This is a genomic window from Vulcaniibacterium gelatinicum (assembly GCF_008033445.1).
GTDB lineage: Bacteria > Pseudomonadota > Gammaproteobacteria > Xanthomonadales > Xanthomonadaceae > Vulcaniibacterium_B > Vulcaniibacterium_B gelatinicum.
The window spans coordinates 1-13,922 of sequence record NZ_VNKO01000005.1 but is presented as its reverse complement, the minus strand read 5'-3'; the positions used below and the strand labels follow the sequence as shown (position 1 = coordinate 13,922).

Annotated in this window: 16 protein-coding genes; 9 read left to right on the top strand and 7 right to left on the bottom strand. The window is 72.6% G+C overall.

Annotated elements, in window-relative coordinates:
- Position 1 precedes the first annotated feature (1 nt).
- Complete coding sequence (locus FPV26_RS04320; RefSeq protein ID WP_147652492.1) at positions 2 to 823, bottom strand: kinase; 822 nt, start codon at positions 821 to 823, stop codon at positions 2 to 4.
- A gap of 65 nt (positions 824 to 888) precedes the next feature.
- On the opposite strand from FPV26_RS04320, the gene pdxH reads away from it, so the two are divergent.
- The 4 genes from pdxH to FPV26_RS04300 all read left to right on the top strand — a co-directional run bounded on the left by pdxH (position 889) and on the right by FPV26_RS04300 (position 3,813).
- Positions 889 to 1,485: a pyridoxamine 5'-phosphate oxidase gene (gene pdxH, locus FPV26_RS04315; protein WP_147652491.1), complete on the top strand. Its 597-nt coding sequence runs from the start codon at positions 889 to 891 to the stop codon at positions 1,483 to 1,485.
- A 15-nt stretch (positions 1,486 to 1,500) separates the two neighbouring features.
- Positions 1,501 to 2,298 carry a cobalamin-binding protein gene (locus FPV26_RS04310; protein ID WP_147652490.1) on the top strand — a complete coding sequence of 266 codons (798 nt, stop codon included), beginning with the start codon at positions 1,501 to 1,503 and terminating at the stop codon, positions 2,296 to 2,298.
- Positions 2,299 to 2,396: 98 nt separating this feature from the next.
- The gene (locus tag FPV26_RS04305; protein WP_147652489.1) at positions 2,397 to 2,774 is read left to right on the top strand and encodes a PA2779 family protein; all 378 of its coding nucleotides are present in this window, start codon (positions 2,397 to 2,399) and stop codon (positions 2,772 to 2,774) included.
- The gene (locus FPV26_RS04300; protein WP_147652488.1) at positions 2,767 to 3,813 is read left to right on the top strand and encodes a PA2778 family cysteine peptidase; all 1,047 of its coding nucleotides are present in this window, start codon (positions 2,767 to 2,769) and stop codon (positions 3,811 to 3,813) included. The genes FPV26_RS04305 and FPV26_RS04300 overlap by 8 nt, the downstream gene beginning before the upstream one ends.
- A 17-nt stretch (positions 3,814 to 3,830) precedes the next feature.
- Here the strand turns inward: FPV26_RS04300 and proC are convergent, their stop codons facing one another.
- Positions 3,831 to 4,694: a pyrroline-5-carboxylate reductase gene (gene proC, locus FPV26_RS04295; RefSeq protein WP_147652487.1), complete on the bottom strand. Its 864-nt coding sequence runs from the start codon at positions 4,692 to 4,694 to the stop codon at positions 3,831 to 3,833.
- Between the two features lie 39 nt (positions 4,695 to 4,733).
- On the bottom strand, positions 4,734 to 5,441 hold the full coding sequence (locus tag FPV26_RS04290) for a YggS family pyridoxal phosphate-dependent enzyme (protein ID WP_147652486.1): 708 nt from the start codon (positions 5,439 to 5,441) through the stop codon (positions 4,734 to 4,736).
- 112 nt (positions 5,442 to 5,553) lie between these two features.
- Between FPV26_RS04290 and FPV26_RS04285 the strand changes: the two genes are divergently transcribed.
- From FPV26_RS04285 to FPV26_RS04265, 5 genes are all read left to right on the top strand, one after another.
- Positions 5,554 to 6,591: a type IV pilus twitching motility protein PilT gene (locus FPV26_RS04285; RefSeq protein WP_147652485.1), complete on the top strand. Its 1,038-nt coding sequence runs from the start codon at positions 5,554 to 5,556 to the stop codon at positions 6,589 to 6,591.
- Between the two features lie 10 nt (positions 6,592 to 6,601).
- Positions 6,602 to 7,732, top strand: coding sequence for a PilT/PilU family type 4a pilus ATPase (locus FPV26_RS04280; protein ID WP_147652484.1), 1,131 nt, complete (start codon positions 6,602 to 6,604; stop codon positions 7,730 to 7,732).
- Between the two features lie 124 nt (positions 7,733 to 7,856).
- Positions 7,857 to 8,420 (top strand): YqgE/AlgH family protein, encoded by a 564-nt coding sequence (locus FPV26_RS04275; protein ID WP_147652483.1) that lies wholly within the window; start codon positions 7,857 to 7,859, stop codon positions 8,418 to 8,420.
- Positions 8,417 to 8,869: a Holliday junction resolvase RuvX gene (gene ruvX / locus FPV26_RS04270; RefSeq protein ID WP_147652482.1), complete on the top strand. Its 453-nt coding sequence runs from the start codon at positions 8,417 to 8,419 to the stop codon at positions 8,867 to 8,869. Before FPV26_RS04275 ends, ruvX begins: the two co-directional genes overlap by 4 nt.
- A gap of 6 nt (positions 8,870 to 8,875) precedes the next feature.
- Positions 8,876 to 9,829, top strand: a complete 954-nt coding sequence (locus FPV26_RS04265; protein ID WP_147652481.1) for an aspartate carbamoyltransferase catalytic subunit — start codon at positions 8,876 to 8,878, stop codon at positions 9,827 to 9,829.
- A gap of 11 nt (positions 9,830 to 9,840) precedes the next feature.
- Here the strand turns inward: FPV26_RS04265 and mgtE are convergent, their stop codons facing one another.
- The 4 genes from mgtE to FPV26_RS04245 form a co-directional block, all read right to left on the bottom strand.
- Positions 9,841 to 11,202 (bottom strand): magnesium transporter, encoded by a 1,362-nt coding sequence (gene mgtE, locus FPV26_RS04260; RefSeq protein ID WP_147652480.1) that lies wholly within the window; start codon positions 11,200 to 11,202, stop codon positions 9,841 to 9,843.
- 109 nt (positions 11,203 to 11,311) lie between these two features.
- Positions 11,312 to 13,036: a phosphoenolpyruvate--protein phosphotransferase gene (gene ptsP, locus FPV26_RS04255; protein ID WP_147652479.1), complete on the bottom strand. Its 1,725-nt coding sequence runs from the start codon at positions 13,034 to 13,036 to the stop codon at positions 11,312 to 11,314.
- The gene (locus FPV26_RS04250; RefSeq protein ID WP_147652478.1) at positions 13,036 to 13,305 is read right to left on the bottom strand and encodes an HPr family phosphocarrier protein; all 270 of its coding nucleotides are present in this window, start codon (positions 13,303 to 13,305) and stop codon (positions 13,036 to 13,038) included. The genes ptsP and FPV26_RS04250 overlap by 1 nt, the downstream gene beginning before the upstream one ends.
- A gap of 9 nt (positions 13,306 to 13,314) precedes the next feature.
- Positions 13,315 to 13,707: a PTS sugar transporter subunit IIA gene (locus FPV26_RS04245; RefSeq protein ID WP_147652477.1), complete on the bottom strand. Its 393-nt coding sequence runs from the start codon at positions 13,705 to 13,707 to the stop codon at positions 13,315 to 13,317.
- Between the last annotated feature and the right edge of the window lie 215 nt (positions 13,708 to 13,922).

Below are 13,922 nucleotides of genomic sequence, written 5' to 3'. Positions count from 1 at the left end.
GCTAGCGCAGCGCCGCCGGCATGCCGTCCAGCACCCGCCGCCGCGCATCCAGCCGCACCGTCCAGTCGGCGATGTCCGGCAGCGTGCGCAGCGCCTGCCGGCTGACCCGCTCGAAGAACTGCACGAAGCGCTCCACCTGCGGCCGGGTCATCGCCTGTCGCCCGGGATTGGCCGCCTGCAGCGTGCACTCCTGCTGCCAGCGCCACTCCGGTACCACCTCGAACCCGGGCGGCTGCAGGAACAGCAGCCGGTCCAGCCGCGCCCACAGCGGCGCGTAGTCGCGCGCCAGCGCTTCGTTGCAGTACCGGCGCCAGGTGCCGTCGGGATCCTCCTCGCGCTCGAGCGCGTTGCACGGCGCGGCGAGTGCGGTCGGTGCCTCGGCCGGCACCTTCAGGAACCAGCCCTCGAAGACCACCAGGTCCGCGCCCGGCAGCACCGGCCACTGCGCCTGCGGCAGGCGCCGGTCGGCGATCTTGTCGAACTGCGGCAGCGGCGTGGGTGCGCCGGTCAGCAGCCCGTCCACGGTGGCGCAGGCGAGCGCCACCTCGTGCGTGCCCGGCGGCCCGCGCGTGGCCAGCAGCGGATGCACCTGGCGCCCGAGCCGCTCGCGCTCGGGGCGGTCGAGGTAGAAGTCGTCCACGGACAGCACCGCCACGCGCAGGCCGCGCTGGCGCGCGAGCGTGGCCATCTGCGCCGCGAGGGTGGACTTGCCGGTGCCCTGCAGGCCGGCGATGGCGTACACGCGGCAGGCGTGGGCGAGCGCGTCGTCGAGCACGGCGGCGACGAATTCCGGTGCATGGCCGGCAGCGGGGGACGGATGCATGCGCGCAAGGATAAGGCGACAATCGCCACTTCCCCCATCGCGGTTCGCGCCGCCTCCCGCCCGCCATGACCGACCTGTACGCCGAGGCGCTGGCCACCTTCGACCGCCTGTTCGACGAGGCGCTCGCCGCCGGCGAGCCCGACCGCACCGCGATGACCGTCGCCACCGCCACGCCCGATGCCCGTCCCTCCGCGCGCATCGTGCTGCTCAAGGCGCACGACGCGCGCGGTTTCGTCTTCTACACCCACCTCGACGGGCGCAAGGGCCGCGAGCTGCAGGCCAACCCGCAGGCCGCGCTGCTGTTCCACTGGCCGCGGGTGCGCCTGGGCGTGCAGGTGCGGATCGAGGGCGGGGTGGAGATCGTGGACGAGGCCGAGGCCGACGCCTACTTCGCCACCCGCCCGCGCGGCAGCCAGCTCGGCGCGTGGGCCTCGCACCAGTCCGAGACGCTGTCCTCGCGCGAGCTGTTCGAGCAGCGCTACGCCCACTTCGAGCGCGAGTTCGAGGGCCGGCCGGTGCCGCGCCCGCCGCGCTGGAGCGGCTTCCGGATCGTGCCGCGCGCGATCGAGTTCTGGTACGGCGCCGAGTACCGCCTGCACGAGCGCTGGCTGTACGAACGCGGCGACGACGGCGCCTGGTCGAAGCGGATGCTGTATCCATGAGCCGGGCCTGAGCGCATGGGCCCGCAACGCATCGTCTGCCTGACCGAGGAACCGACCGAGACGCTGTACGCGCTCGGCGAGCAGCACCGCATCGTCGGCATCAGCGGCTTCACCGTGCGTCCGGCGATCGCGCGCCGGGAGAAGCCGAAGGTCAGCGCCTTCACCAGCGCGAAGATCGACGAGATCCTCAAGCTCGAGCCGGATTTCGCGATCGGCTTCTCCGACATCCAGGCCGACATCGCCGCCGAGCTGATCCGGCACGGGGTGGAGGTGTGGATCAGCAACCACCGCAGCGTCGAGGGCATCCTCGACTACATCCGCCGGCTCGGCGCGCTGGTCGGGGCGGGGGCGAAGGCGGAGGCGTACGCCGACGAGCTGCGCCGCGGACTGGACGCGATCGCGCGCCAGGCCGCGACGCTGCCGCGCCGGCCGCGGGTGTATTTCGAGGAATGGGACGAGCCGCCGATCACCGGCATCCGCTGGGTCGCCGAGCTGATCCGCATCGCCGGCGGCGAGGACGTGTTCCCCGAGCGCGCGGCCGAGCCGCTGGCGAAGGCGCGCATCCTGGCCGATCCGGACGAGGTGGTGCGGCGCGCGCCGGACATCATCCTCGGCTCGTGGTGCGGCAAGAAGTTCCGGCCGGAGAAGGTGGCCGCGCGCCCGGGCTGGGACGCGGTCCCGGCGGTGCGCGACGGCGAGCTGCACGAGATCAAGTCGCCGCTCATCCTCCAGCCCGGCCCGGCGGCGCTGACCGAGGGCGTGCGCGAGATCGCCCGGATCGTGCGCGACTGGGCGCAGCGGCCGCGCCCTTGACGGCGCGTCGGCATTGCTGAATGGCATCCGGCGGGCATTCCGCCGCCTTCACGAGCGCTGTGGCATATCCGGGCCCCCTTCGTTCAGGAGGTGTTGCCATGTTCCGCAAGTTCGTGGTGGTGCCCGTAGTGGCGGTGTCGCTCGTGTGTTCCGGCTATGCGGCCAACGTCTCCGCGGCGGTGATCACGACCCAGGAGGCGCTGTCGGCCGAGCAGCGCGCGGCGGCCGAGCGCGAGGTGCGCGAGAAGCTCGCCCGCGACGACGTGCGCCAGGCGATGCTGCGCCTGGGCGTGGACCCGGCCGAGGCCGACGCCCGTATCGCCGCGCTCAGCGACGCCGAACTGCTGCAGGTGCAGGGCCGGCTCGACACCCTGCCCGCCGGCGGGGACGGCGCGCTGGCGGTGATCGGCATCGTGTTCATCGTGCTGCTGATCCTCGAGCTCACCGGCGTGATCGACATTTTCAAGCGTGCGTGAGGCCAACGCGCCGCGAGATCCGGTGTGCCCGCCGGCCGGCTGGCGGAGCGCCGCGCTCGCGCTCGTGTGCCTGGCCGCCGGCGCCTGCGCGAGCCTGCGCACGGCTTTTCCGCCGGCACAGGTGAGCACCGCGCAGGCGCGGCCGGTGCTGCTCGCGGACGTCCCGTTCCATCCGCAGACCGACCACCACTGCGGCCCCGCGGCGCTGGCCGGCGTGCTCGGTGCGAGCGGCGTCCCGCTCGCGCCGGAGGCGCTCGCGCCGCAGGTGTACCTGCCGGCGCGGCAGGGCAGCCTGCAGGTCGAACTGCTCGCCGCCGCGCGCCGCGCCGGCCGCATCCCGCATCCGGTCGAGCCCACGCTCGAGGCGCTGGTGGCGGAACTGGAAGCGGGACGGCCGGTGCTGGTGCTGCAGAACCTGCTGGTGCGCAGCGTGCCGCGCTGGCATTACGTGGTGCTGGTCGGCGCCGATCCGCGCGCCAACCGGGTGATCCTGAACAGCGGCACGCAGCGCGCCCTGCCGGTGCGCGCCTCGCGCTTCCTGCGTACCTGGGACTGGGCCGGACGCTGGGGCTTCGTCGCGCTGCGCCCGGGCGAACTGCCGGCACGCGCCGACGCCGGCACCTACCTGCGCGCGGTGGCCGATTTCGAGGCCGTGGCCGGGCCGGCGCAGGCGCAACCGGCCTACGCCGCGGCATTGCGGCGCTGGCCCGCCGATCCGCGCGTGCACCTTGCGCTCGGCAACCAGGCCTACCAGGCCGGACGGCGCGCGCAGGCCGCAGCGCATTACCGCACCGGCCTGCGCCATGCGCCCGGCGATGCGGTGCTGGCGAACAACCTGGCCAGCGTGCTCGGCGAGCTGGGCTGCGTGCGCGAGGCCCGCGCCGTGCTCGACGGCGTCGCCGCCGATGGCACGGGCCCGTGGCGCGAGCGGCTGGCTCAGACCCGGCGCGAGCTCGACGCCGCGTCGCGCACGCCGGCGGTGTGCCGAAAGGGGGAAAAGGAGGAAAAGGAGGAAAAGGAGGAAAAGGGGTCAGAGTGATTTTCGCCTAGCGAAAATCACTCTGACCCCTTTTCCGACCCCTTTTCCGACAACTGCCGCCCGCGCTCGGTCGCGGCATGGATCGCGCGCGCGACCAGTTCGCGGAAGCCGCCGGCCTCGAAGGTCTCGATCGCGGCCTGGGTGGTGCCGCCGGGCGAGGTCACGCGGCGGCGCAGCTCGGCCGGCGCCTCGCCGCTTTCGGTGAGCATGCGTCCGGCACCGAGGATGGTGTGCAGCACCAGCGTACGCGCGGCCTCGGCCGGCAGGCCTTCGGCCTCGGCCGCGGCCTGCATCGCCTCGGCGAGCAGGAACACGTAGGCCGGGCCGCTGCCGGAGACCGCGGTGACCGCGTCCATCAGCGCCTCGTCCTCGATCCACACCGTCGCCCCCGCCGCGGCCAGCAGCGCCTGCGCACGCGCGCGGCCGTCGGCGTCCACGCGCGGGTTGGCGTACAGCCCGGTGACGCCGGCGCGCAGCAGGGCAGGCGTGTTCGGCATCGTCCGCACCACGGCCAGGCCGCCGCCGAGCCAGCGCTCGAGCTGGGCCGAGGTGATGCCCGCGGCGATGGACACGATCAACGGCCGCCCTGCCTGCGCGGCGTCCGCGAGCGCCGCGCACACCCCGCGCATCACCTGCGGCTTGACCGCCAGCAGCCAGGTGCGCGCGCCGGCCACGGCTTGCGCGCCATCGGCGAACACCTGCACGCCGAAGTCGCGTGCCAGCGCCTCGCGCAGCGCCTCCACCGGCTCGGCGACGCGGATCGCGGCCGGCGCCAGTCCGCCGGCGACCAGCCCGCCGATCAGGCAGCGCGCCATGTTGCCGCCGCCGATGAAGGCGATCGGGCCGGGACTCTGAAGAGGGGTGTCGGAAGCATTCGTCATGCGCACAGTCTGCGCTGGAGAGGGAAGGGGCGCCACGGTTCACGCGGCGGCCTTGGGCGGGCGGGCGCCGAACAGGGCGGTGCCGACCCGCACCAGGGTCGCGCCTTCGGCGATCGCCAGCTCGAGGTCGTCGCTCATGCCCATGGACAGGGTGTCCACGCCCGGGTGCTCGGCGGCCAGCACCTCGAACAGGCTCCGCATGCGGCGGAAGGCTTCGCGGCGGCGTGCCGGCTCGGGCCAGGGCGCCGGGATCGCCATCAGCCCGCGCAGGCGCAGCGCCGGTTCGGCCGCGATCGCCGCGACGAGGGCGCCCACCTGCTCCGGCCGGCAGCCATGCTTGCTGGCCTCGTCGTCGATGTTCACCTGGATCAGCACGTTCAGCGGCCCGCGCGCGGGTGGGCGGTGGCGCGCCAGCGCCGCGACCAGCTTCGGCCGGTCCACGGTCTGCACCCAGTCGAAGGCCTGCGCCGCCTCGCGCGCCTTGTTCGACTGCAGGTGTCCGATCAGGTGCCACTCCAGCCCGGCCTCGCCCAGCGTGGCCTGCTTGGCCAGCGCCTCCTGCACGTAGTTCTCGCCGAAGGCGCGCTGGCCGAGCGCGGCCAGTGCGGCGATCTTCGCCGCCGGCTGGGTCTTGCCGACCGCCAGCAGCCGCGGCACTGGCCGACCGGACTGCCGGGCCGCGTTCTCAAGCCGTTGCAGGACCTCGCGAAAGGCGTGCCTGAGCACGTCGTCGCAGCTGTCTGACATGGCGGTTGACACCCCGGGGAGGGCGCCCATACTGCCTTCGAGGGTGGCGCCGTTCCAGTTTCCGCCGGCGCGGACACCGCCCGCCGGCTTTCGCACGTGCAGGGGAGCACGCATGGATATCGCCGAACTTCTGGCATTTTCGGTCAAGAACAAGGCTTCGGACCTGCATCTCTCGGCTGGCCTGCCGCCGATGATCCGGGTGGACGGGGACGTGCGCCGGATCAACATCCCCGCGCTCGACCACAAGCAGGTGCACGCGCTGGTGTACGACATCATGTCGGACAAGCAGCGGCGCGACTACGAGGAATTCCTCGAGGTCGACTTCTCGTTCGAGATCCCGGGCCTGGCCCGCTTCCGCGTCAACGCCTTCAACCAGAACCGCGGCGCCGGCGCGGTGTTCCGCACCATCCCGTCCGAGGTGCTCACGCTCGAGGACCTGGGCTGCCCGCGCGTGTTCAAGGAGCTGATCGACCAGCCGCAGGGCCTGATCCTGGTGACCGGCCCCACCGGGTCGGGCAAGTCCACCACCCTGGCGGCGATGCTCGACCACATCAACAAGAACCAGTACGGCCACATCCTCTCGATCGAGGATCCGATCGAGTTCGTGCACACCTCGCAGAAGTGCCTGGTCAACCAGCGCGAGGTGCACCGCGACACCCACGGCTTCAACGAGGCACTGCGCTCGGCCCTGCGCGAGGACCCGGACTACATCCTGGTCGGCGAGATGCGCGACATCGAGACCATCCGCCTGGCGCTGACCGCGGCCGAGACCGGCCATCTGGTGTTCGCCACCCTGCACACCAGCTCGGCGGCCAAGACCATCGACCGCATCATCGACGTGTTCCCTGCCGGCGAGAAGCCGATGGTGCGCTCGATGCTGTCCGAATCGCTGCGCGCGGTGATCTCGCAGGCGCTGCTGAAGAAGGTCGGCGGCGGCCGCACCGCGGCATGGGAGATCATGGTCGGCATCCCCGCGATCCGGAACCTGATCCGCGAGGACAAGGTCGCGCAGATGTACTCGGCGATCCAGACCGGCCAGCAGTACGGCATGATGACCCTCGACCAGCACCTGCAGGACCTGGTCAAGCGCGGCGTGGTCACCCGCCAGCAGGCGCGCGAATACGCCAAGGACAAGCGCCTCTTCGAATGAGGAGCCCCCCATGAGCAGCATCGACTTCACCTCGTTCCTCAAGCTGATGGCGCACCAGAAGGCGTCCGACCTGTTCATCACGGCCGGCGTCCCGCCATCCATGAAGGTGCACGGCAAGATCTCGCCGATCACCCAGAACCCGCTCACCCCGCAGCAGAGCCGCGACCTCGTCCTCAACGTGATGACGCCGCAGCAGCGCGAGGAGTTCGAGAAGACCCACGAGTGCAACTTCGCCATCGGCGTGTCCGGCGTGGGCCGGTTCCGCGTCTCCTGCTTCTACCAGCGCAACCAGGTGGGCATGGTGCTGCGCCGGATCGAGACCAGGATCCCGACCTTCGAGGAGCTGAACCTGCCGCCGATCCTGAAGACGCTGGCGATGACCAAGCGCGGGATCATCATCTTCGTCGGCGCCACCGGCACCGGCAAGACCACCTCGCTGGCGGCGATGATCGGCTACCGCAACCAGAACTCGACCGGTCACATCATCACCATCGAGGATCCGATCGAGTTCGTGCACAAGCACGAGGGCTGCATCGTGACCCAGCGCGAGGTCGGCATCGACACCGACAGCTGGGAGGCGGCGCTGAAGAACACCCTGCGCCAGGCCCCGGACGTGATCATGATCGGCGAGGTGCGCACCCGCGAGGGCATGGACCACGCCATCGCCTTCGCCGAGACCGGCCACCTGGTGCTGTGCACCCTGCACGCCAACAACGCCAACCAGGCGATGGACCGCATCATCAACTTCTTCCCCGAGGACCGCCGCCAGCAACTGCTGATGGACCTGTCGCTGAACCTCAAGGCGGTGGTCGCGCAGCAGCTGATCCCGACCCCGGACGGCAAGGGCCGCCGGGTGGCGATGGAGATCCTGCTCGGCACGCCGCTGGTGCAGGACTACATCCGCGACGGCGAGATCCACAAGCTCAAGGAAGTGATGAAGGAGTCCACCAACCTCGGCATGAAGACCTTCGACCAGAGCCTGTTCGAGCTGTACCAGGCCGGTGAGATCTCCTACGAGGACGCGCTGCGCTACGCCGATTCCGCCAACGAGGTGCGGCTGCGGATCAAGCTCGCCCAGGGCGGCGACGCCAAGACCTTGGCGGCCGGCCTGGACGGGGTCGAGGTGGCGGAAGTGCGGTAAGGGCGCCCCTGGGATGGCAGAAGGCATGCGAAGGGGCGGAGCGATCCGCCCCTTTGCCGTCCCGGCGCCGCCGCACGCGCCCCGGCGGCGGCCGCGCGTGGGGCGCCTCGGCTAGAATCGCACCATGTCCACCGATCCGACCCCGCTCGCCAACCAGCTGCTGATCGCGCTGCCGACCCTGCACGATCCGAACTTCGCGCGCACGGTCGCCCTGATCTGCCAGCACGACAGCGAGGGCGCGATGGGGATCGTGGTCAACCGCCGCTCCGAGTACACCCTCGGCGAGGTGCTGCGGCAGATGGGGATCGAGACCGGCGACGAGGCGCTGCAGGCGCAGCCGGTGCTGGCCGGCGGCCCGGTGCATCCCGAGCGCGGCTTCGTGCTGCACGACGGCGGGCCCTGGGATTCGAGCCTGGAGATCGCCGACGGCCTGTACCTGACCACCTCGCGCGACGTGCTCGAGGCGATGGCGCGCGGCGAGGGGCCGGCGCACGCGCTGATCGCGCTGGGTTGCGCCGGCTGGGGCGCCGGCCAGCTGGAGCACGAGCTGACCGAGGACAGCTGGCTGACCGTGCCCGCCGATCCCGAGCTGCTGTTCGAGGTGCCGCTGGAGGCGCGCTGGCAAGCCGCCGCCGGGCGCATCGGCGTGGACCTGCGCAAGCTCGCCGACTACTCCGGCCACGCATGAAACTCGACGGCACCGTGCTCGGCTTCGACGTCGGCGCCAGGCGCATCGGCGTCGCGGTCGGCAGTGCCTACGGCCATGGCGCGCGCGCGCTGGCGGTGGTGGACGTGCATGCGCACGGCCCGGACTGGCTGGCGATCGACAAGCTGCGCGAGGAATGGCGCCCCGACGGCCTGGTGGTCGGCGACCCGATGACCCTCGACGGCGGCGACCAGCCGATCCGCAGGCGCGCCCACGCCTTCGCCCGCGAACTGCGGCGCCGCTACGGCCTGCCGGTGGTGCTGGTGGACGAGCGCACCACCTCGATCGAGGCCGCGCAACGCTTCGCCGCCGACCGCGCCGAGGGCCGCCGCCGGCGCCGCGACGCGGCGGTGCTCGACGCGATGGCCGCGGCGGTGATCGTCGAACGCTGGCTGGCCGCGCCGCAGGATGCCCATCCGCTCCCCGACTGACCCCGAATGAGCCTGGACCAACTCGACGCGCAGGGCCGCCTGCGCCATCTGCTCACGCTGGAAGGATTGCCGCGCCAGACCCTGCTGCGGCTGCTCGATCGCGCCGAGGCGCTGCGTCCGCACGCGTTCGGCGGCACCGCGCTGCGCGGCGCGCTCGCCGGCACCGCGCTATGCACGCTGTTCTTCGAGCCGTCCACGCGCACGCGCTCGAGCTTCTGGCTGGCGGCGCAGCGGCTCGGCGCCGACGTGCTCAACTTCGACGCCTCCACCTCGTCCACCAGCAAGGGCGAGACCGCCGCCGACACGCTCAGGAACCTGGAGGCGATGGGCGTGCGCGGTTTCGTGGTGCGCCACCGCGAGGACGGCGCCGTGGCCGCGCTGGCCACGGCCGCCGCGCCCGGCACCGTGCTGGTCAATGCCGGCGACGGGCGCAGCGCGCACCCTACCCAGGGCCTGCTCGACATGCTCACCCTGCGCCAGGCCAAGGGCGCGGACTTCGCGCGCCTGAAGGTGCTGATCGTGGGCGACGTCAAGCACTCGCGCGTGGCCCGTTCCGACCTGCACGCGCTGCGCACCCTCGGCGCCGGCGAGATCCGGGTCTGCGGCCCGCGCACGCTGCTGCCGGAGGATCCGGCCACACTCGCCGGCTGCACGGTCGGCCACGACCTCGACGCCGCGCTCGAGGGCGTGGACGCGGTGATGATGCTGCGCCTGCAGCGCGAGCGCATGCAGGAGGGCCTGGTGGCCTCGCTCGAGGAGTACCACCGCGACTACGGCCTGACCGCCGCGCGCCTGCGCCGCGCCGCGCCCGACGCGGTGGTGCTGCACCCGGGGCCGATGAACCGCGGCGTGGAGATCACCGACGAGGTCGCCGACGGCCCGCAGTCGCGGATCCTGCAGCAGGTCGGCAACGGCGTGGCGGTGCGGATGGCGGTGCTGGAGGCGCTGCTGGCCGCGTAGGCCGGGGCGCCTCAACGCAGCAGGATCAGCGTGCCGAGGCCGAGGAAGCTCAGGAACCCGACCACGTCGGTGACCGTGGTCAGCACCACCCCGCCGGCGAGCGCCGGATCCATGCTCATGCGCCGCAGGGTCAGCGGCACGATCACGCCCGACAGCGCGGCGACGACCAGGTTGATGGTCATCGCCGCGGCGATCACCAGCCCGAGCGGCGCATCGCGGAACCACAGCGCCGCGATCACGCCCACCACCAGCGCCCAGGCCAGGCCGTTGAGCAGGCCGACCAGGATCTCCTTGCGCAGGATCGCGCGCAGGTTGCCGCGGCCCACCTGGCCCAGCGCCAGCCCGCGCACCATCAGGGTCAGGGTCTGGGTGCCGGCCACGCCGCCCATGCTGGCCACGATCGGCATCAGCACCGCCAGCGCCACGATCTGCTGCAGCGTGCCCTCGAACCGCCCGATCACCCACGAGGCCAGGAACGCGGTGGCCAGGTTGATGCCGAGCCAGATCGCGCGCCGCCGCGCCGCGCGCGGCACCGGCGCGAACAGGTCCTCGTCCTCGTCCAGGCCGGCCGCGCCCAGGGCCTGGTGCTCGGCCTGCTCGCGGATGATGTCCACCACGTCGTCGATGGTGATGCGGCCGAGCAGCACGTTGTTCTCGTCCACCACCGGCGCGCTGATCCAGTCGTGGTCGGAGAACTTGCGCGCCACCTCCTCGACCGGCTCGTCCACGTTGATGGCCGGCTGCTGGTCGTCCACCAGCTGGTTGATCGGCGTGTTCGGCTCGTGGGTCAGCAGCGCCTGCAGCGCGATCCGGCCCAGGTACTGGTGGCGGCGGCTGACCACGTACAGGTGGTCGGTGTGCTCGGGCAGCTCGCCGCGCAGGCGCAGGTAGCGCAGCACCACGTCCACGGTGGTGTCGGCGCGCACCGTCACCACGTCCGGGTTCATCAGCCGGCCGGCGGTGCCCTCGTCGTAGGACAGCACCCGCTCCAGCCGCTCCCGGTTCTCGCGGTCCATGGACTTCAGGACCTCGTCGATGACCGTGTCGGGCAGGTCCTCGACCAGGTCGGCCAGGTCGTCGATGTCCAGTTCGGAGGCCGCGGCGACGATCTCGTCCGGGTCCATCTCCGCGAGCAGGCTCTCGCGCACCTCGTCGCCGACGTGGACCAGCACCTCGCCGTCGTCCTCGGGGTCCACCAGGCCCCAGACCACGGTGCGCTTGGCCGGCGGCAGCGACTCGAGCAGGTTGCCGATCTCGGCCGGCGAGAGCGTGTTGACCAGGCGCCGCACCGGGCCGAGGCGGCCGGTGTCGAGCGCATCGGAGAGCAGACGCAGCTGGCGCGCGGTCTTGTCGTGGCGGACGGCTTCGGCCATGCGGCACTCCCGGGGCAGGCGCCGCATCCACGACGGGATGCGACCTGGCGTCATGCGTTCATGCGCGCATTATCGCCCGCGGCCGCGTCCCTGCCCACCCCGTGCGGGCTCACACGGCCGGGCGGTGCCGCTCCAGCCAGCGTTCGATCGCGGCGCGGTCGCGGGCGCGCAGCAGGGCGGGGGCATCGCGGCGGAGCGCGCCGAGGTCGCAGCCGCGGATCCCGCGCCGCACCTCCAGCAGGGTCGCCGGGTGCAGGCTGAGCTCGGTCAGGCCGAGCGCGAGCAGCAGCGGCGTGTAGCGGGCCTCGCCCGCCATCTCGCCGCACACCGCCACCGGCCGGCCACGGCGGGCGCCGATCCGGATCACGTCGCGCAGCAGGCGCAGCAGCGCCGGGTGCAGCGGCGTGTACAGCTCGCCCAGCGCCTCGTTGTTGCGGTCGGCGGCGAGCAGGTACTGGATCAGGTCGTTGGTGCCGATGGAGAGGAAGTCCACCACGCCGACGAAACCGGGCAGGGCCAGCGCCGCCGCCGGCACCTCGATCATCGCCCCGAGCGGGATGGTCTCGGCGACCGCATGCCCCTCGCCGCGCAGCCGGCGCACGATCCGCTGCAGCCGCCTGCGCACCGCCAGCACTTCCTCGCGCGCGCTGACCATCGGCACCAGCACCCGCACCGGGCCGTAGCCGGAGGCGCGCGCGATCGCGCGCAGCTGGGCGTCGAACACCTCGGCGCGCGCCAGCGACAGGCGTACCCCGCGCAGGCCGAGCGCCGGGTTGGGCTCGCCGCGCAGGGCCAGGCCGGTGCCGTCGGCCTTGTCCGCGCCCAGGTCCAGGGTGCGGATCGTCACCGTGCGCCCGGTCATGCCCAGCACCGCGTCGCGGTAGGCGCGGAACTGGGTCTCCTCGTCCGGCAGCTCGCTGCGGTTGAGGAACAGGAACTCGGTGCGGTACAGGCCCACGCCGGCGGCGCCGAGCGCGTGCGCCTCGGCCACGTCCTCGCGCGACTCGGCGTTGGCCCAGAGCTTGATGTCCGCCCCGTCGAGGGTGCGGCTGGGCTCGCGGCGCAGACGGTTGAGCTGGCGCCGCTCGCGCTTGATCTCGCGCACCCGCTCGCGGTGCGCGCGCAGGTCGTCGGCGTCGGGCTCGAGCACCACCAGGCCGCTGCCGCCATCCACTGCCAGCACGTCGCCGTCGTTGACCTTCTGCAGCGCCTGGGCCACGCCCACCACCAGCGGCAGGTGCAGGCTGCGGGCCAGGATCGCGGTGTGCGAGAGCGCACTGCCGCCGGCGGTGACCACCGCCATCACCCCCTGCGCGTGCAACTGCGCCAGCTCGGCCGGGGACACGTTGTCGGTGACCAGGATGTCGCCGGCGATGCCCTGCAGCTCGGCCTCGCGGCGGTGGAGCGCCGCGTGCAGGCGGCCGATCACCTGGTCCACGTCGTCGAGGCGGCTGCGCAGGTAGGGGTCGTCGATGCCGGTGAACACCGCGGCCAGGCGGTCGCGCTGCAGCCGCAGCGCGTAGTCGGCGCTGTAGCGGCCCTTGCGGATCAGGTCGTCCAGGCCCTGCAGCAGCTCGGGGTCGTCGAGCAGCAGCGCGTGCAGGTCGAGGAACTCGCCGACCTCGTGCGCGAGCGCGCCGTGCAGGCGCTGGCGCAGGGCGTGCATCTCGGCGCGGACGGTGGTGATCGCCTCGTGCAGGCGGTCCAGCTCGGCGTCCACCCGCTCGGCCGGGATGGTCTCCTCGGCGACCTCGAGCGCGTGCGGCAGCCGCACCCGGGCCCGGCCGAGCGCGCTGCCGCGCGAAGCGCCGTGCCCGGCCAGCACCTGCCGCATCAGCTGCCCTCGTCGAAGTGGCGCGCGAACAGCTCGGCCACGGCCTCGGCGGCGTCGGCCTCGTCCTCGCCCTCCACCCGCAGCCGCACCGGCGTGCCCGGCCCGGCCGCCAGCAGCATCACCCCCATGATGCTCTTGGCGTTGACCTCGCGTCCCTTGGCGATCAGCGTGGCCTGGCTGCGGAACTTCGACAGCAGCTGCACCAGCTTCGCGGTCGCGCGTGCGTGCAACCCGAGCTTGTTGGCCACGACCAGTTCGCGTTCGATCATGCAGGGCCCTTACGCATCGTCATGGATCACGCCGTTGCGGGCGCCGGCGGCGGCCACCGCCGGCAGCTCGTCCAGCTCCAGCTCGGCGTAGTTCATCACCCGCAGCAGCATCGGCAGGTTGACCGCCGACACCCGCCGCACCGGCGTGCCCAGCCGGGCCACGCGCGCGGCCAGGTTGCTCGGGGTGGCGCCGTACAGGTCGGTCAGCACCAGCACCCCCTGGCCCCCGTCCACCCGCCGCAGCGCCGCGCTGGCCTGCGGCAGCAGCGCCTCCGGGTCGCCGTCGAACGGCACCTCGAACGCCTCGGTCCGCAGCGGCAACTGCCGCAGCAGCCGCGTGGCCACCGCCACCAGCGCCGAGCCGATGCCTTCGTGGGTGATGAGCAGGACGCCGACGGGCATCCCCGGAAGGTAGCAGAGCGCGGGTCGGGGCTGGAAGCGGGCGGGGCCGGGCGCGCCGCCGTGGCGCCGAGGGTGTCAGCCGGACTGCTGTTCGTGTTGAGTATTTCCCCGACAGTCCGCCCCTCCAGTAGCCCCTGAGAGGGGCGGACACCTGGCCTTCGGTAGATTGGTGGTTACCACACCTTGCCAAGCCAACCGGAGCGACCAGATGTCCG

Coding starts and splice junctions, on each gene's coding strand:
- ptsP (WP_147652479.1), bottom strand. CDS start 13,036: ATGCGGCAGGTGCTGGCCGGGCACGGCGCTTCGCGCGGCAGCGCGCTC.
- FPV26_RS04275 (WP_147652483.1), top strand. CDS start 7,857: ATGTCCACCGATCCGACCCCGCTCGCCAACCAGCTGCTGATCGCGCTG.
- FPV26_RS04265 (WP_147652481.1), top strand. CDS start 8,876: ATGAGCCTGGACCAACTCGACGCGCAGGGCCGCCTGCGCCATCTGCTC.
- mgtE (WP_147652480.1), bottom strand. CDS start 11,202: ATGGCCGAAGCCGTCCGCCACGACAAGACCGCGCGCCAGCTGCGTCTG.
- FPV26_RS04280 (WP_147652484.1), top strand. CDS start 6,602: ATGAGCAGCATCGACTTCACCTCGTTCCTCAAGCTGATGGCGCACCAG.
- proC (WP_147652487.1), bottom strand. CDS start 4,694: ATGACGAATGCTTCCGACACCCCTCTTCAGAGTCCCGGCCCGATCGCC.
- FPV26_RS04320 (WP_147652492.1), bottom strand. CDS start 823: ATGCATCCGTCCCCCGCTGCCGGCCATGCACCGGAATTCGTCGCCGCC.
- FPV26_RS04290 (WP_147652486.1), bottom strand. CDS start 5,441: ATGTCAGACAGCTGCGACGACGTGCTCAGGCACGCCTTTCGCGAGGTC.
- FPV26_RS04310 (WP_147652490.1), top strand. CDS start 1,501: ATGGGCCCGCAACGCATCGTCTGCCTGACCGAGGAACCGACCGAGACG.
- FPV26_RS04305 (WP_147652489.1), top strand. CDS start 2,397: ATGTTCCGCAAGTTCGTGGTGGTGCCCGTAGTGGCGGTGTCGCTCGTG.
- FPV26_RS04245 (WP_147652477.1), bottom strand. CDS start 13,707: ATGCCCGTCGGCGTCCTGCTCATCACCCACGAAGGCATCGGCTCGGCG.
- FPV26_RS04250 (WP_147652478.1), bottom strand. CDS start 13,305: ATGATCGAACGCGAACTGGTCGTGGCCAACAAGCTCGGGTTGCACGCA.
- ruvX (WP_147652482.1), top strand. CDS start 8,417: ATGAAACTCGACGGCACCGTGCTCGGCTTCGACGTCGGCGCCAGGCGC.
- FPV26_RS04285 (WP_147652485.1), top strand. CDS start 5,554: ATGGATATCGCCGAACTTCTGGCATTTTCGGTCAAGAACAAGGCTTCG.
- pdxH (WP_147652491.1), top strand. CDS start 889: ATGACCGACCTGTACGCCGAGGCGCTGGCCACCTTCGACCGCCTGTTC.